Annotated in this window: 16 protein-coding genes; 4 read left to right on the top strand and 12 right to left on the bottom strand. The window is 63.3% G+C overall.

Going from position 1 to position 16,744, the window contains the following annotated elements:
• Positions 1-157 precede the first annotated feature (157 nt).
• From asd to leuC, 5 genes are read right to left on the bottom strand one after another with little or no spacing between them, the layout of a single operon-like run.
• Positions 158-1,291, bottom strand: a complete 1,134-nt coding sequence (asd, locus tag JY96_RS18055; protein ID WP_035039573.1) for an aspartate-semialdehyde dehydrogenase — start codon at positions 1,289-1,291, stop codon at positions 158-160.
• Between the two features lie 60 nt (positions 1,292-1,351).
• A complete protein-coding gene (leuB, locus tag JY96_RS18050; protein WP_035039571.1) occupies positions 1,352-2,431 on the bottom strand; it encodes a 3-isopropylmalate dehydrogenase in 1,080 nt (359 codons plus the stop codon).
• 35 nt (positions 2,432-2,466) lie between these two features.
• Positions 2,467-3,114 (bottom strand): 3-isopropylmalate dehydratase small subunit, encoded by a 648-nt coding sequence (leuD, locus tag JY96_RS18045; protein WP_035039569.1) that lies wholly within the window; start codon positions 3,112-3,114, stop codon positions 2,467-2,469.
• 6 nt (positions 3,115-3,120) lie between these two features.
• Positions 3,121-3,252: an entericidin A/B family lipoprotein gene (locus tag JY96_RS18040; protein WP_035039567.1), complete on the bottom strand. Its 132-nt coding sequence runs from the start codon at positions 3,250-3,252 to the stop codon at positions 3,121-3,123.
• A gap of 32 nt (positions 3,253-3,284) precedes the next feature.
• Positions 3,285-4,694 carry a 3-isopropylmalate dehydratase large subunit gene (leuC, locus tag JY96_RS18035; RefSeq protein ID WP_035039566.1) on the bottom strand — a complete coding sequence of 470 codons (1,410 nt, stop codon included), beginning with the start codon at positions 4,692-4,694 and terminating at the stop codon, positions 3,285-3,287.
• Positions 4,695-5,266: 572 nt separating this feature from the next.
• On the opposite strand from leuC, the gene JY96_RS18030 reads away from it, so the two are divergent.
• The 4 genes from JY96_RS18030 to JY96_RS18015 are packed head-to-tail and all read left to right on the top strand — an operon-like array spanning position 5,267 to position 10,535.
• Positions 5,267-5,908 carry a response regulator transcription factor gene (locus tag JY96_RS18030; protein ID WP_035039564.1) on the top strand — a complete coding sequence of 214 codons (642 nt, stop codon included), beginning with the start codon at positions 5,267-5,269 and terminating at the stop codon, positions 5,906-5,908.
• Between the two features lie 41 nt (positions 5,909-5,949).
• Positions 5,950-8,097: a TonB-dependent siderophore receptor gene (locus JY96_RS18025; protein ID WP_152606565.1), complete on the top strand. Its 2,148-nt coding sequence runs from the start codon at positions 5,950-5,952 to the stop codon at positions 8,095-8,097.
• 39 nt (positions 8,098-8,136) lie between these two features.
• The gene (locus JY96_RS18020; RefSeq protein ID WP_152606564.1) at positions 8,137-9,066 is read left to right on the top strand and encodes a hypothetical protein; all 930 of its coding nucleotides are present in this window, start codon (positions 8,137-8,139) and stop codon (positions 9,064-9,066) included.
• A complete protein-coding gene (locus tag JY96_RS18015; RefSeq protein ID WP_035039561.1) occupies positions 9,063-10,535 on the top strand; it encodes an ATP-binding protein in 1,473 nt (490 codons plus the stop codon). The genes JY96_RS18020 and JY96_RS18015 overlap by 4 nt, the downstream gene beginning before the upstream one ends.
• A gap of 113 nt (positions 10,536-10,648) precedes the next feature.
• On the opposite strand, the gene gltA is transcribed toward JY96_RS18015, so the two are convergent.
• From gltA to JY96_RS17980, 7 genes are all read right to left on the bottom strand, one after another.
• Positions 10,649-11,959 carry a citrate synthase gene (gene gltA, locus JY96_RS18010; protein ID WP_035039559.1) on the bottom strand — a complete coding sequence of 437 codons (1,311 nt, stop codon included), beginning with the start codon at positions 11,957-11,959 and terminating at the stop codon, positions 10,649-10,651.
• A 122-nt stretch (positions 11,960-12,081) separates the two neighbouring features.
• On the bottom strand, positions 12,082-12,372 hold the full coding sequence (locus JY96_RS18005) for a succinate dehydrogenase assembly factor 2 (RefSeq protein ID WP_035039553.1): 291 nt from the start codon (positions 12,370-12,372) through the stop codon (positions 12,082-12,084).
• Positions 12,373-12,439: 67 nt separating this feature from the next.
• On the bottom strand, positions 12,440-13,150 hold the full coding sequence (locus JY96_RS18000) for a succinate dehydrogenase iron-sulfur subunit (RefSeq protein WP_035039552.1): 711 nt from the start codon (positions 13,148-13,150) through the stop codon (positions 12,440-12,442).
• 30 nt (positions 13,151-13,180) lie between these two features.
• The gene (gene sdhA / locus JY96_RS17995) at positions 13,181-14,953 is read right to left on the bottom strand and encodes a succinate dehydrogenase flavoprotein subunit (RefSeq protein ID WP_035039550.1); all 1,773 of its coding nucleotides are present in this window, start codon (positions 14,951-14,953) and stop codon (positions 13,181-13,183) included.
• A gap of 3 nt (positions 14,954-14,956) precedes the next feature.
• Positions 14,957-15,319, bottom strand: coding sequence for a succinate dehydrogenase, hydrophobic membrane anchor protein (gene sdhD / locus JY96_RS17990; protein WP_035039548.1), 363 nt, complete (start codon positions 15,317-15,319; stop codon positions 14,957-14,959).
• Positions 15,320-15,349: 30 nt separating this feature from the next.
• Positions 15,350-15,787 (bottom strand): succinate dehydrogenase, cytochrome b556 subunit, encoded by a 438-nt coding sequence (gene sdhC, locus JY96_RS17985; protein WP_035039547.1) that lies wholly within the window; start codon positions 15,785-15,787, stop codon positions 15,350-15,352.
• Between the two features lie 147 nt (positions 15,788-15,934).
• A complete protein-coding gene (locus JY96_RS17980; RefSeq protein ID WP_052162699.1) occupies positions 15,935-16,717 on the bottom strand; it encodes a GntR family transcriptional regulator in 783 nt (260 codons plus the stop codon).
• Positions 16,718-16,744: the final 27 nt, after the last annotated feature.

Genomic DNA, 16,744 nt, shown 5'->3' with positions numbered 1-16,744 from the left:
TAGCGCCCCAAGGTCGGATTCAGGCCGGAAACAAGTGTCCAGCGTGAAACTAGGGGGTTAGATTGTCGCCCTGGGGCAACAAGGCTCGGCACCGATTTTGTGACCAGACGTTGCTGGCGCTTGCCCAATATGCACCAACAACGTCGGTTAATTCAAATCACGCGTTCAGCAAAATGCGCAGCATGCGACGCAGCGGCTCGGCCGCACCCCACAGCAACTGGTCGCCGATGGTGAAAGCGCCGACATATTCCGGCCCCATGGCCAGCTTGCGGATACGGCCCACAGGGATCGTCAGCGTGCCGGTCACGGCCACGGGGGTCAGGTCCTTGATCGTGGCTTCGCGGGTGTTGGGCACAACCTTGGCCCAGGGGTTGTCGGCGGCGATCATGGCTTCGATCTCCTGCACGGACACGTCCTTCTTGAGCTTGAAGGTCAAAGCCTGGCTGTGGCAGCGCATGGCGCCGACGCGCACGCAGAAGCCGTCCACCGGCACGGCGGGTGAACCAAAGCCTTCGCCTTGACCGAGGATCTTGTTGGTCTCGGCCATGCCCTTCCACTCCTCCTTGGACTGGCCATTGCCCAGGTCCTTGTCGATCCAGGGGATGAGCGAGCCACCCAGCGGCACGCCGAAGTTGGCGGTTTCGGCTTCGGTCAGGGCGCGCTGCTTGGCGATGACCTTGCGGTCGATCTCGAGGATGGCGCTCTTGGGGTCGTCCAGCAGCGAGCGCACTTCGGCGTTCAGCGTGCCGAACTGGGTCAGCAGTTCGCGCATGTGCTGGGCACCGCCGCCGGAAGCAGCCTGGTAGGTCTGGGTGGACATCCACTCGACCAGCCCAGCCTTGTACAGCGCACCCACGCCGATCAGCATGCAGCTGACCGTGCAGTTGCCGCCGATCCAGTTCTTGCCACCGTTGGCCAGCGCGTTCTTGATCACGGGCATGTTGACCGGATCCAGCACGATCACGGCGTCGTCCTTCATGCGCAGGGTCGATGCGGCGTCGATCCAGTGGCCATTCCAGCCAGCTGCGCGCAGCTTGGGATACACCTCGGTCGTGTAGTCGCCACCCTGAGCCGTCAGGATGATGTCGCAGCGCTTGAGGTCTTCGATGCTGTAGGCATCCTTGAGCGTGGTTTCGTTCTTGGCCATCGACGGGGCCTTGCCGCCCGCGTTCGAGGTCGAGAAGAACATCGGCTCGATGAGGTCGAAGTCACCTTCGGCCTGCATGCGGTCCATCAAGACGGAGCCGACCATGCCGCGCCAGCCCACCAAACCAACCAGAGTCGTAGCCATTTTTCTATCCTTCAAATTGAATCTTGTGCGTGCGCGCCGAGGCGCGCATCAGCCCGCGCCTTAACCTTGCGATTTCAGGGCGGCCACCACGGCTTCGCCCATATCGACGGTGCCCACTTTCTTGGTGCCTTCGCTGTAGATGTCCGGCGTGCGCAGGCCCTGCTCCAGCACGGCTTGCACGGCGCGCTCGATGCGGCTGGCGGCTTCTTCCTGGTTCAGGCTGAAGCGCAGCATCATGGCCGCGCTCAGGATGGTGGCCAGCGGGTTGGCCACGCCCTTGCCGGCGATGTCGGGGGCCGAGCCGTGGCTGGGCTCGTACAGACCCTGGCCCTTGGCGTTGAGCGAGGCCGAAGGCAGCATGCCAATCGAGCCGGTCAACATGGCCGCCGCGTCAGACAGGATGTCGCCGAACATGTTGCCGGTGAACAGCACGTCGAACTTCTTGGGCGCCTTGACCAGCTGCATCGCGGCGTTGTCCACGTACATGTGGTCCAGCTCGATGTCGGGGTACTGGGCGTGCACTTCGGTGACCACGTCCTTCCAGAACTGGAAAGTTTCCAGCACGTTGGCCTTGTCGACACTGGTCACGCGCTTGCCGCGCTTGCGGGCAGCCTGGAAGGCCACGTGGGCGATGCGCTCGATCTCGGGGCGCGAGTAGCGCATGGTGTCGAAAGCCTCGTCAGCCCCCTTGAACTCGCCGTCCGGCGACTGGCGGCGGCCACGCGGCTGGCCGAAGTAGATGTCACCCGTCAGCTCACGGATGATGAGGATGTCCAGGCCGGCGACCAGCTCAGGCTTGAGGCTGGAAGCATGGGTCAGTTGCGGGTAGCAGATGGCGGGGCGGAAGTTGGCGAACAGGCCCATGTTCTTGCGCAGACCCAGGATGGCCTGCTCAGGACGCAGGGGGCGGTCCAGCTTGTCGTACTTCCAGTCGCCCACCGAGCCGAACAGCACGGCGTCGGACTCCATGGCCAGGTTCAGGGTGTGCTCGGGCAGCGGGTGGCCGTGGGCGTCAAAGGCGGCGCCACCGACCTTGGCCTCTTTCATCTCGAAAGCCAGGTCCAAGGTGTTGAGCACCTTGACAGCTTCCGTGACGATTTCGGGACCAATGCCGTCACCCGGCAGAACAGCAATCTTCATGACCATGATGGAGTCTCAGCGAGGGATGTTTTTGTTTAGACGATGCGGTGGTTCAGCCAGGGCTTTTGCGCCAGGCGCTCGGCTTCATAGGCCTTGATCTTGTCGGCATGACGCAGGGTCAGGCCGATGTCATCGAAGCCATTGAGCAGGCAGTACTTGCGGAAGGGCTGCACCTCGAAAGGCAACTCGGTGCCATCGGGCTTGATCACGACCTGGCGCTCCAGATCGACAGTCAGCTCGTAGCCGGGGAAGGCCGCGACTTCATTGAACAGATTGTCGACCTGCAACTCGCTCAATTGAATGGGCAGCAGGCCGTTCTTGACGCTGTTGTTGAAGAAGATGTCGGCAAAGCTGGGCGCAATGATGGCGCGAAAGCCGTATTGGTCCAGCGCCCAGGGCGCGTGCTCGCGACTGGAGCCGCAACCGAAGTTCTTGCGAGCCAGCAGCACGGAGGCGCCCTTGTAGCGCGACTGGTTGAGCACGAAATCCGGGTTGGGCTTGCGCGTGGCCGGGTCCTGGCCGGGCTCGCCCGCGTCCAGGTAGCGCCATTCGTCGAACAAGTTGGGGCCAAAACCCGTGCGCTTGATGGACTTCAGGAACTGCTTGGGAATGATGGCGTCGGTGTCGACGTTGTCCCGGTCCATCGGGGCCACCAGGCCCTTGTGAATGCGAAATGCTTGCATGGTGAATTACTTTTTCGCTGCGTTGGAGATGGCCTCACCGGCCTTCTCGATGTCCTGCCCCACACCGTGAACGGTGTTGCAGGCCGACAGCGTCAGCATGGACAAAGTCACGATCAGAAAAACAGCCAGACGTTTCATGTGAGGGCGCTCCAACTACAAGACAAATGGGATCAGGCGATGCGGCGGATGTCCACGAAGTGGCCTTGCATCGCGGCCGCAGCGGCCATGGCCGGGCTAACCAGATGGGTGCGGCCACCCGCGCCTTGACGGCCTTCGAAGTTGCGGTTGCTGGTCGAGGCGCAGCGCTCGCCGGGCTCGAGGCGGTCGGCGTTCATGGCCAGGCACATGGAGCAACCAGGCTCACGCCATTCGAAGCCTGCGGCCTTGAAGATCTGGTCCAGGCCTTCGCGCTCGGCCTGCTCCTTGACCAGGCCGGAGCCAGGCACGACCAGGGCCAGCTTGATGTTCGAGGCCACGCGGCCACCGATCTTCTTGACCACGGCAGCGGCTTCGCGCATGTCTTCGATGCGGCTGTTGGTGCACGAACCGATGAAGACCTTGTCGACGAGGATGTCGTTGATGGCCTTGTTGGGTTCGAGCGCCATGTACTGCAGCGCACGCTCGGTGGCCGAGCGCTTGACCGGGTCCTTTTCCTTGTCGGGATCGGGCACGCGGTCGTCGATGGACAGCACCATCTCGGGCGAGGTGCCCCAGGTGACCTGCGGCTTGATCTCGCTGGCGTTGAGTTCGACCACGGTGTCGAAGACAGCATCGGGGTCGGAATGCAGCGTGCGCCAATAAGCCACGGCCTGATCCCACTCGACGCCAGCGGGCGAGAAGGGGCGGCCCTTGCAGTAGTTGATCGTGGTGTCGTCCACGGCCACCAGGCCGGCGCGCGCACCGGCTTCGATGGCCATGTTGCACACGGTCATGCGGCCTTCCATGCTCAGGGCGCGGATGGCGCTGCCGGCGAACTCGATGGTGTAGCCCGTGCCGCCAGCCGTGCCGATCTTGCCGATGATGGCCAGCACGATGTCCTTGGCCGAGCAGCCCTTGGTCAGCGTCCCCTCGACCTTGACCAGCATGTTCTTGGCCTTCTTGGCCAGCAGCGTCTGTGTGGCCAGCACGTGCTCGACCTCGGACGTGCCGATGCCGTGGGCCAGCGCGCCGAAAGCACCGTGCGTGGAGGTGTGGCTGTCGCCGCAGACCACGGTCATGCCGGGCAGCGTGGCGCCCTGCTCCGGGCCGATCACGTGCACGATACCCTGGCGCTTGTCGCTCATCTTGAACTGCGTGATGCCGACGCGGTCGCAGTTCTTGTCCAGCGTGTCGACCTGCAGCTTGGAGATCGGGTCCTTGATGCCTTCGGAGCGATCGGTCGTGGGCACGTTGTGGTCGCTCACGGCCAGGTTGGCCGACAGGCGCCACACCTTGCGGCCGGCGATGTCCAGGCCTTCGAACGCCTGCGGGCTGGTGACTTCATGCACCAGGTGACGGTCGATGTACAGCACGGCGGTGCCGTCTTCTTCGGTATGGACGACGTGCTCGTCCCAGATCTTGTCGTAGAGGGTGCGTCCCATGATGCTCAGTCGGGCAAAGGGCTGGTGGGCCCTGTAGAGGGAAAAGATGACGATTTTAAGGCACGGGACGCACGAATGGCTCCGTAGGGGCGCGGGTTTCCCTTGTGGGAAGGGTTTTGAGCACCCAAGCACGCATCGCAGCCCGGAAAAAGGCGCGCAGAAAGCACAAAGGGCATGCCCATTGACTGGACATGCCCTTCTGCCGCCCCTCCCAGAGCGATCTGGCGACTCTTCGGCCGCACTCCCCCTCAAGAACCGGTTGACAGCGTTAAAACTTTCTTCTTGTGTGCAACTATAGCACCACAAAAAGCCAATCAAATTGCCATTAAGTAGCAAATAGATGCAACACAAAGAAACCAAGTCACGAGATATTCCGCATATTCGGACAAGATTGCGGCACGCAGGGTGATCAACGCCCCGCCCCTCACCATGCGGCAAAGCTGTAAAATGCCCGGTTCCCGGCGAATCAGACATCACCAAGATGCCACAAGGTAGCGAAGTGATGACACCTTGCACGCAACGGCATCCCGGAGATGCCCATATAAAGCCAAATCAGTGACGGAGAGAAACCAATGAGCGCGATCAAGGTGATGATTGCCGACGACCACCCCTTGATCGTGGAAGGTCTGGCCAGCGTGCTGTCGCGCCATGGCCTGACGGTCGTCGGGGCGGCCAGCGAGGCGACCGCGGTGATCGACACATACGCCCGCTTGCAGCCTGACGTGCTCGTGCTGGACTTGCGTTTTGGCGACGCCAGCGTTGGTGGCCTGGACCTGCTGCAATCGTTGCTGGCCCGCTTTCCTGACGGCCGCGTCGCGATCTACACGCAATTCGACCAGGACACGGTCGTGCGCGAAGCCTACAAGCGTGGTGCCAAGGCCTTTGTGCCCAAGAGCGCCGACCCTGCCGATCTGGCGCAGGCCATTCTCAAGATCCACCAGGGCGAAACGGTGTTCCTGCCCGAGATCGCCGCACGCCTGGCCATGTTGAGCGTGCACGGGGACCAATCCCCTTTGGCTCGCCTGCAACCCCGCGAGATCGAGGTCTTCAAGCTGATGGCGCAAGGCCTGACCAACGTGGAAATCGCCGAGCGCATGAACCTGTCGCCCAAGACCATCAGCACCACGAGCCAGTCCATCAAGGATCACCTGGGCATCCACCGTGCCGCGGACATCACCCTGCTGGCGGTGAAGTGCGGCCTGATCGAGCCCTGAGCGTGCCGGCCACGCACCGCCCGGGCCACAGCAGCACAGGCATGAAAACCAGCGTGGCCACTGCCCTGGCGTCCCTGGCCATGACCTCCATCGCGCTGCCCCAGAGGGGCCTGGCGCAACAGCCGCCGGCCGAGGATATCGACTCCACCGAGTTCCGCTACCCTGTGGTGATCACCCCCACGCGCCTGCGCCAATCACTCAGCGACGTCCCGGCCAGCGTCACCGTCATCACGGCAGACACCATCCGCCGCTACGGCATCACGCGCATCGAAGAAGCCTTGCGCCTGGTCCCTGGCATGGCGGTTTCCAGGGCCTCTGGCAACGACTACCGGGTCAACTACCACGGCACGGACGCCACCAACCCGCGCCGCCTGAACGTGCTGATCGATGGTGTCTCGGCCTACCGCCCCGGCTTCTCGCGGGTGGACTGGCCCCTGTTGCCCGTGGCGCTTGAAGACGTTGACCGCATCGAGGTGACGCGCGACCCCAACTCGGCGGCATACGGCCCGAACTCGATGATGGCCGTCATCAACATCCTCACCAAGCACCCCAAGGATGTGGACCAGGGCATGGTCTCGGCCTCGGTCGGCTCGCACCACGAGAACGGGGCCACGGCGCGCCTGGCCACCAAGCTGGGCGCCACCCACCTGTACGCCACGGCGGACAACCAGCGCGACAGCGGTTACGACAACATCACGCTGCGCGGCGGCGCACATGACAGCACCCGGGTGCAGCGGCTGAACCTGCGCGCCGAGACCGATCTGGGGGCCGCTTCGTCCCTGGAGTTGCAAGCGGCCATCGTGGACGGCAAGCGCGACGTCGGCTACGTGCAGGACGTGTTTCAGATCACCGCGCCCGACATCAAGAACACGGAAACCCTGCTGAGCGGCAAATGGACGCGCGCGCTCTCGTCCAACCATGAACTGCAGATCAGGGGCTTCCACGACAAGCTCAGCACCAAGCAGACCTGGCTCACCTGCCCGTTCAAAGCCCTGTTCGTGCCGGACTTCCGTGCCTTCATCCTGGAGAACGCCAGCCTCCTGGCCCACATCATCGACACACAGACGCTGTCGACCGGCGATCCGATGCGAGATGGCCAGATTGCCACGCAGCTCAACACCATCCTGGCGCCCGTTGGCGGCGTCTTTGGTGGTTTCCTGACCGCTTGTGGCGCCACCAACCAGAACATGATCGAGACCCGCACACAGCTTGAAGTGCAGGATACCTATGTGGTGTCGGAAGCATTGCGGCTGGTAGGCGGCGTGGGGCTGCGCTACCAGTCTGCCGACAGCGACACCTACTTCGGCGGCCAGGTGGGCAACACGGTGCGCTGGCTGTTTGGCCATGCCGAGTACCGCCCGACCTCGAGCACGACACTCAATGTAGGCGGCTACGGTGAATCCAACTCGCTGGGGCGCAGCACCTTCTCGCCGCGCCTGGCGGTGAACTACCACCTCAGCGAAGACCAGGCCTTGCGCGCCGTGTACTCGCAAGGCACGCGCACCCCGGACCTGGGTGAGGTCAAGAGCAACTGGACGGAAACCGTCACCGGCCTGACCCCACTGGTCATGGGCTCGAGCACCGGGCGCTTTCACTTCTACGACGGCAACCCGAACCTGACTGAAGAGCGCATCCGGTCGCTGGAGCTGGGCTATCTGTTGATGGTGCGCAGTGCAGGCCTGACCCTGGACTCACGTCTGTTCGACGATCGGCTGACCCAGCTGATGTCTGCCACCACGGCACTCGAGACGCTGACCATTTCCAACTCGGGTCACGTGAGGCTGACCGGCGCGGAAACCCAGCTCAACTGGGACTTCGCCCCCCGTTGGTCGAGCTGGCTGAGCTATGCCTTCTTGCTCAACCGTGAAGCCAGCACCCCGGTGGAGACAACGCAGTACGCCCGCCACAGCGGTGGCCTGGGGCTCTCGCACGCGCTGACGAATGACTGGCGCCTGTCCCTGGCGAGCTACGGCTCAACAGGCAATGGCTACAAGGAAAGCCGATACGCCCGCACCGACCTGAGCGCATCGCACACCTTCCGGCTTGGCACCTTGCCGGGCTCATCCACCCTGGTGGTGAGCTACCTGCACACGCCTGTCGTCAACACCTATCTCTACAGTGTTGGCGCCTACCAGTCCAGCTACAACGATCGGCTCAGTCTGCACGGCACGGTCCGTGTGGCTTTCTGAACCGCACCGGCCACCACAACGCCCAAGCGGACACCCGACGTGCATACCCCCAAGCCCCCGCCCATCACGCCCATGCGCAGGCGCGTCCTGGCGTTGCTGCTGGGCCTGGGGGCCGTGCCGCGGCTGGCGATGTCGGCCAACAAGGAGTTGCGCATCGTCACGGCAGCTGACCCGTCGGCACAGCGCCAGATGCTGCAGGCGCTGCGCTTGCGTTACCCGGCCTTGCTGGCCGAGTCGGATCCGGCCGTCTGGGATGCACACAAGAACGCAGGGCCCGTCGTGACACTGGGGCCTGCGGCATTGCGCCGGGCCCTGAACGCCGACTTGCGATCGCCGCTGATCTCCGTGCTGACCTCCAGCCAGACCTACCGACGCCTTGCCGCCAACCTGCCGCGCGAGGCCGCTACCGCCATCTATGCGGACGCCTCACCCAGCGCCCAGCTCCAGCTGATCGCCGCGCTGTTCGAGCGCAAAGTCACGGTGGGCGTGCTGTTGTCTGATGCGTCCGCCTACCTTGAAAAGGCCTTGCGGCAAGCAGCGCAGCAGTACGCGCTGGAGATCCTGATCGCCAAGACCGACCCCAATCATGACCCGGTGCGTGCGCTCAACGGGCTGGCGGGCGCGCAGGTGCTGCTGGCCGTACCCGACAGCATGCTGTACACGCCCGACACGCTGCGCGCCGTCCTGGAATCGACCTACCGGCGCGGCATGCCCGTGGTCGGCTTTTCGGCTGCCACCGTGGCCGCCGGCACCTTGGCGTCGGCCTACCCTGATGTCGACGACATCGTGGCCGATCTGGCCGATCTGATCGAAGGGCTGGGCACTTCAGGCAATGACGCCCTGCCCGAGCCCCGCTTCCCGCACTACTGGCGCGTGGCCGTCAACGAAAACGTCGCCCGCTCCCTGGGCATCGCCATCACGGACAAGGTGCGGGCCTTGGGCGTGCACCCACCTGGGAGATCCGGATGAAGTGGCGCTTCTGGCGAGGCTGGGGCATTGCGGCCCGCCTGCTGGCCGTGGCCGTGCTGCCTGCCAGCCTCATGTTCGTTGCCGTGACCGGCACCCTGTATGTCACGGCTCGAGGCGACGTTCACCGCGACGTGGCCGAGCGTGGCCGCCTGATCGCCACGGCGCTGTCCCAAAGCAGCCAGTACGGCCTGGTCTCCGGCAACGTGGACTACCTGCGCAGCACCTTGCACCAGGTGCTGCACGCCGACCCCAGCATCTTGTGCATCTCGATCTCGAACGTGCAGCGCGAGGTCATCGCGTCGGAATGCCAGGCCAGGCCTTTCAAGCAGTCTGGTGTCTACGACATGCCCGTGCGCATCGAGTCACTGCCCGACACCGATCAGTTCGAGCCACCATCGAGCAACAAACCAGCGCGAACGGACGCCAGCCTGCGCACGGTGGGCCATGTGCGGGTCACCGTCTCGGCCACGCCCATCTTCGAGGCGCGGCGCCAGGCGCTGTTGCTGGCATGCGCCCTGGTCCTGGGCGCGGCCATCGCAAGCTGCCTGATCGGGATGTGGCTGGCCGGACGCCTGCGCCAGACCTTGAGCTCCGTGATGGGAGCCCTGCGGTCCATCCGGACCGGGCACTTCGACGTGCAGTTGGACGCCGACCACCCCGGCGAGCTCGGCGAGCTGCAAAGAACCATCCTGCAAATGGCCGACACGCTCGACGCCGCGCGCCACGACCTGGAACAACAGGTGATCAGCCGCACCAAGGAGCTGCAGGAAGCCGTCAAACGCATCCAGCAGGCAGACGCCGAGAAGCGCCGCCTGATCACCCACAGCAATGCGCGTGTCGAAGAAGACCGCAGACGGGTTGCGCTGGACATCCACGACCACCTGGGGGCCGCACTGATCTCTGTGCGACTGGAGGCCGCGGCGCTGGTCGCCAAGGCGCAGGCCAGCGGCGATGAGGACACGGCCAAAGGCGCCCGACGCATCGCAGCCACGGCCGAATCGCTGTATGCCAGCACACGCGACATCGTCAAGAGCCTGCGGCCGGAAGTGATCGACACACTGGGCCTGGCTGGCGCCGTAGAGGAAATGGTGCGGGGCCACGACAAGGTGCACCCACGCTGCCGCTTCAGCTTCAGCGAGGATCTGGCCTTGACCGAAGTGCCTGCCGAGTTGGCCATGCCGGCCTATCGCGTGGTGCAGGAGGCGCTCAACAACATCGTCAAGCACGCGGATGCCACCGAGGCATCGGTTCAACTGGGGCTGAGCCGGGACAAGCGACTGCTGTGCATCGAGATCAAGGACAACGGCCGGGGCTTCGATACCAGCACATCGAACCAGAGCGGCCTGGGCCTGATCGGCATGCGCGAACGCGTGGCGGCCGTCGGCGGCGAGCTGTGCATCTCGTCGCCACGAGGCCAAGGCACCACGATCTACGTGACCCTGCCGCTGTCTGTTGACAAGGTGAGCTGAAAGACGCGAACACCAGGGGTGTTCGTAGCCCCCTCCCGAAGGCGACTTGAAGCCGGCAAGAAAGAAAAAACCCCGGCAAGCCGGGGTTTTGTTCATGTGCGGTCAGCAGCAGATCAGCGTTGGCCGATGGGCTTGACGTCGCGCTTGGGCGAACCCACGAACAGCTGACGGGGACGACCGATCTTGTACTCGGGGTCGCCGATCATTTCGTTGAGCTGAGCGATCCAGCCCACGGTACGTGCCAGAGCGAAGATGGCGGTGAACAGCTGCACAGGGATACCGATGGCGCGCTGGACGATGCCGGAGTAGAAGTCGACGTTCGGGTACAGCTTGCGCGACACGAAGTAGTCGTCTTCCAGGGCGATCTTTTCCAGGGCCATGGCCAGCTTGAACATCGGGTCGTTTTGCAGGCCCAGCTCAGTCAGCACTTCGTGGCAGGTCTCACGCATCAGCTTGGCGCGCGGGTCGTAGTTCTTGTACACGCGGTGACCGAAGCCCATCAACTTGACGTTGGAGTTCTTGTCCTTCACCTGCGAGATGAACTCGCCGATCTTCTCGACGCCACCGTTGCGCTGGATGTCTTCCAGCATGTTCAGGGCAGCTTCGTTGGCGCCGCCGTGAGCAGGGCCCCACAGGCAGGCCACGCCAGCGGCGATGGCTGCGAACGGGTTGGTGCCAGACGAACCGCACAGACGCACGGTCGAGGTCGACGCGTTCTGCTCGTGGTCAGCGTGCAGGATGAAGATGCGGTCCATGGCGCGCACCAGCACATCGTTGACCTTGTAGTCAGCGCAAGGCGTGGCGAACATCATGCGCATGAAGTTCTCGGTGTACGACAGGTCGTTCTTCGGGTAGATGAACGGCTGGCCGATCGAGTACTTGTAAGCCATGGCCACGAGCGTGGGCATCTTGGCGATCAGGCGGATGGCCGCGATCTGACGGTGCTCGGGGTTGTTGATGTCGGTGCTGTCGTGATAGAAGGCCGACAGGGCGCCCACCAGACCGGTCATCACGGCCATCGGGTGTGCATCACGGCGGAAGCCACGCAGGAAGAACTGCATCTGCTCGTTGACCATCGTGTGGTTGGACACGCGGGCCACGAACTCGTCCTTCTGCGTCGTGTTGGGCAGTTCGCCGTTCAGCAGCAGGTAGCAGGTTTCCAGGAAGTCGCAATTGGTGGCCAGCTGCTCGATGGGGAAGCCGCGGTACAGCAGTTCACCCTTGTCGCCATCGATGTAGGTGATGGTCGAGTTGCACGAAGCGGTGGACAGGAAGCCGGGGTCGTAAGTGAACTTGCCGGTCTGGCCGTACAGCTTGCGGATGTCAATCACATCCGGGCCGACAGAACCCTTGTAAATGGGCAGTTCCATGCTGGGGCTGCCGTCAGAAAACGACAGGGTGGCTTTCACGTCGGACGGTGTCATGAGCACTCCTAGGGATCGGTCTTGTGGGGAAAAAATCGGTGACTAGGGAAAAATCCTAAGCCGGCATTATGGGTCTTAGTCTGCTTCCCCCAGCCATTTAACTGAGGGGAATCAAACGGCCGCTAGGCCTTGGCAACCCGCATCATCGACAGCACCTGCATGACTTCCTGATTGGCCAGCTCGCCTTCGGGCTCCTTGCGGGCCAAAAGCAGATCCAGCAGATCATTGTCAGACAGGTCCATCAACTGAAGCAAGCCCTGGACCAGGCCAGTGGTCAGGCTTTCGCCGTGCTGCTCGAAAAACTTGTCGATGAACAAATCGTTTTCAAGCAGCCCCCGCCGACAGCGCCAGCGCAGACGCCTCAGCACATCCGCATCGGGTGTCTGGTCGGCAACGGGGCTGGTGCTGGTCATCGGGTCGGCTTTGCTTGATGTCTGGGGCGGTCTCGGGGTACGAGCTGATCGAATCGGGGGAAAGCGATCAGACGGCGCGCTTGACCATCAATTCCTTGATCTTGCCAATGGCCTTCGTGGGGTTCAGGCCCTTGGGGCAGACGTCCACGCAGTTCATGATGGTGTGGCAACGGAACAGACGGTATGGGTCTTCCAGATTGTCCAGGCGCTCGGACGTGGCTTGATCGCGGCTGTCAGCGATGAAGCGGTAGGCCTGCAGCAAGCCGGCGGGGCCCACGAACTTGTCGGGGTTCCACCAGAAGCTGGGGCAGCTGGTCGAGCAGCTGGCGCACAGGATGCACTCGTACAGACCGTCGAGCTCTTCACGCTCTTCAGGCGACTGCAGACGCTCTTTTTCGGGCGGCAGCGAATCGTTGATGAGGTAAGGCTTGATGGAGTTGTACTGCTTGAAGAACTGGGTCATGTCCACGATCAGGTCGCGGACCACAGGCAGGCCAGGCAGCGGCTTGAGCACGATCGTGCCAGGCAGCGTGCGCATGTTGGTCAGGCAGGCCAGGCCGTTCTTGCCGTTGATGTTCATGGCGTCCGAACCGCAGACGCCTTCGCGGCAGGAGCGGCGGAACGACAGGGTCGGGTCCACGGCCTTGAGCTTGACCAGGGCGTCCAGCAGCATGCGCTCGTGACCGTCGAGTTCGATCTCGATGGTCTGCATGTAGGGCTTGGCGTCCTTGTCCGGATCGTAGCGGTAGATTTGGAAGGTGCGCTTTTGAGTGCTCATGTTCGATTCCTGAAGGTTGGCGCTACGGGATCAGAAGGTACGGACCTTCGGCGGCACCGATTCCACGGTCAGCGGCGTCAGGTTCACGGGCTTGTAGTCCAGGCGATTGCCTTCGGAGTACCACAGCGAGTGCTTCATCCAGTTGACGTCGTCGCGGTTCGGGAAGTCGTCGTGGGCGTGGGCGCCACGGCTTTCCGGACGGGCTGCAGCGGCCACCATGGTGGCTTGAGCGGCTTCGATCAGGTTGTCGACTTCCAGGGCTTCGATGCGGGCGGTGTTGAAGACCTTGGAGTTGTCTTTCAGGCCGATGGCCTTCACGCGCTCACGCACGGCGGCGATACGCTGCACGCCCTCGTCCATGGACTTCTGCGTACGGAACACACCAGCGTGCTTCTGCATCGTGGCGCGGATCTCGTTGGCCACGTCTTGCGAGTACTCGCCGTTCTTGGCGCCGTCCAGGCGGGCCAGGCGCGACATCGTGTAGTCGGCGGCGTCCTTGGGCAGGGGCTTGTGCGACTTGGTCTTGCTGGCGAACTCGACAATGTGGTTGCCGGCGGCGCGGCCGAACACGACCAGGTCCAGCAGCGAGTTGGTGCCCAGGCGGTTGGCGCCGTGCACCGACACGCAGGAGCATTCACCCACGGCATACAGGCCGTTGACGATCTCGTTGGGCTTGCCGTTGGCCGGCACCACAACCTGACCATGCACGTTCGTGGGGATACCGCCCATCTGATAGTGGATGGTCGGCACCACGGGGATCGGTTCCTTGGTGATGTCGACGTTGGCGAAGTTGTGGCCAATCTCGAACACCGAAGGCAGTCGCTTCATGATGGTGTCGGCGCCCAGGTGGGTCATGTCCAGCAGGACGTAGTCCTTGTTGGGACCACAGCCACGGCCTTCCTTGATTTCCTGGTCCATCGAGCGGGACACGAAGTCACGCGGGGCCAGGTCCTTCAGGGTAGGGGCGTAGCGTTCCATGAAGCGCTCGCCATTGGCGTTACGCAGGATGGCGCCTTCGCCACGGCAGCCTTCGGTCAGCAGCACGCCCGCGCCGGCCACGCCGGTGGGGTGGAACTGCCAGAACTCCATGTCTTCCAGCGGGATGCCGGCGCGTGCCGCCATGCCCAGGCCGTCACCGGTGTTGATGAAGGCATTGGTGGAAGCCTGGAAGATGCGGCCGGCACCACCGGTGGCGAACAGCACGGTCTTGGCGTGCAGCACGTGCACGTCGCCGGTTTCCATTTCCAGGGCAGTCACGCCGACCACGTCGCCTTCGGCGTCACGGATGAGGTCCAGGGCCATCCATTCCACGAAGAACTGGGTGCGGGCCTTGACGTTTTGCTGGTACAGCGTGTGCAGCAGGGCGTGGCCGGTACGGTCAGCGGCAGCGCAAGCGCGTTGCACAGGCTTTTCGCCGTAGTTGGCGGTGTGGCCACCGAAGGGGCGCTGGTAGATGGTGCCGTCGGCGTTGCGGTCGAAGGGCATGCCGAAGTGTTCCAGCTCGTACACGACCTTGGGCGCTTCACGGCACATGAACTCGATGGCGTCCTGGTCGCCCAGGTAGTCGGAGCCCTTGATGGTGTCGAAGAAGTGGTAGTGCCAGTTGTCTTCGGACATGTTGCCCAGCGAGGCACCGATACCGCCCTGAGCGGCCACCGTGTGCGAACGGGTGGGGAAGACCTTGGACAGCACGGCCACGTTCAGGCCAGCCAGAGACAGTTGCAGCGACGCGCGCATGCCGGAGCCGCCGGCCCCGACGATCACGACGTCAAATTTGCGGGTAGGAAGGGAAGTAGCGCTCATTTTTTACAGTCTCCACAGCACTTGGATGGCCCAGCCGGCGCAGCCCACGAGCCACACGATGCTGAACACTTGGAGGGCCAGACGCACGCCCACGGGCTTGATGTAGTCCATCCAGATATCGCGAATGCCCACCCACGCGTGGTAGAGCAAGGCGATGATGACCACGAAGGTCAGGGTCTTCATCCATTGGTGCGAGAAGATGCCGGCCCACTTGTCATAGCTCAGGGGCTCGCCAAAGATCACTTGTGCCAGCAGCACGACGGTGAACAAGGCCATCAGCACAGCGGTGATGCGCTGCGCCAGCCAGTCACGCAGACCATAGTGCGCACCCGTGACGATGCGCTTGGTTCCGTAGTTTTGAGACATGGTTGTTGTTTCCTGCGGTCGAAACTTGAATCAGAACAGGCCGAACAGCTTGGCGCCCAGCACCACGGTCAGGCCCAGGCTCAAGGCCAGGGTGATGACGGCCGTGGAGTGGCCCTGTTCCTTGCTCACGCGGTGGGTGGCGTCCATGATCAGGTGGCGCACACCGGCGATGAAGTGCTGCAGATAGGCCCAGATGATGCCCAGTGCAATCAGCTTGAAGAACCAGCCGGGCACCAGGCCGCCGGCGCAACCGGCATTGAAGATGGCCGTGAACTCGTCGTACGAGATCTCGGTCGACACGCTGGTGTCGAACATCCAGATGATGAAGGGCATCAACAGGAACAGGACCGCGCCGCTGATACGGTGGAGGATCGAGACGATCCCCGCCGGAGGCAGTCGGTAGCTGACGATGTCAGTCACGTGGATGTTCCGGAAGACGGGGCGTGGGGTTTTCGCGTTGTCAGCCATGTTGTTAAAGGCTCCTGCCGAGCGTCAAAAATCTGTCAAGAGAATCCAGGATTTTAGGGCAATCCCCAGCCCGACGAACTCGCTCGGCTTGTGGTCATCCACATGACAACCACGCGCTTTGCGTGAACAAGGTCAATAAATTGGTCGTCAGCTCAATTCATTGCGGTAATAGTGGTGGTCGGTACGGTAGAGGCCGCGGCGCAGTTCCACAGGCTGATCACCGTAGGTGAAGGCCAAGCGCTCGACGCTCAACAGGGGCGTGCCAGGCGCGACTTCCAGCAATTGGGCGTCGGTTTCGTCAGCGGCCACGGCACGCAGTTTTTCTTCAGCGCGGATCATGCGCACACCGAACTCGGTTTCGAAAAGGCCATACATCGGGCCCCGGTATTCACTGAGGCGATCAGCCGTGAGGCCCTTGAACATGTGACCGGGCAGCCAGATGTCGTCCAGCACCACAGGCTGGCCGGAAAAATGCAGCACGCGGCGCACTTCCACCACCATCTCGCCGGCCTTCATCTGCAGGGCACGAGCCACATCAACGGGCGCACGCAAACGGCGGCAATCCAGGAATTCGCGGTGGGCGGAGCCGGGCAAGGCCGAGGGCTGATCAGGCGCGAGGCGCAGGAAACGGTACTGCACCTGCTCTTCGGCATGGGTCGCCACGAAGGTGCCCTTGCCCTGGCGGCGCATGAGGAGGTTCTCGGAGGCCAGTTCGTCCACGGCCTTGCGGACCGTGCCCTGGCTGACCTTGAAGCGGGACGCCAGTTCGATTTCGCTGGGAATGGCTTCACCGGGGCGCCACTCGCCGGACTGCAGGCTGCGCAGGATCAGCGACTTGATCTGCTGATAGAGCGGGCTGAAGGAAGGCCCCTGCACCACCGCACCCGCAACACCCCCGCCGGATGCACCCGCACCAACGGCAGACGCCACGGCATCGGAAGCAGCATTTGATGGCGA

This window comes from Aquabacterium sp. NJ1, from assembly GCF_000768065.1.
Classification (GTDB): Bacteria; Pseudomonadota; Gammaproteobacteria; order Burkholderiales; family Burkholderiaceae_C; genus Aquabacterium.
This window is presented reverse-complemented; position numbering and strand designations above follow the sequence as displayed.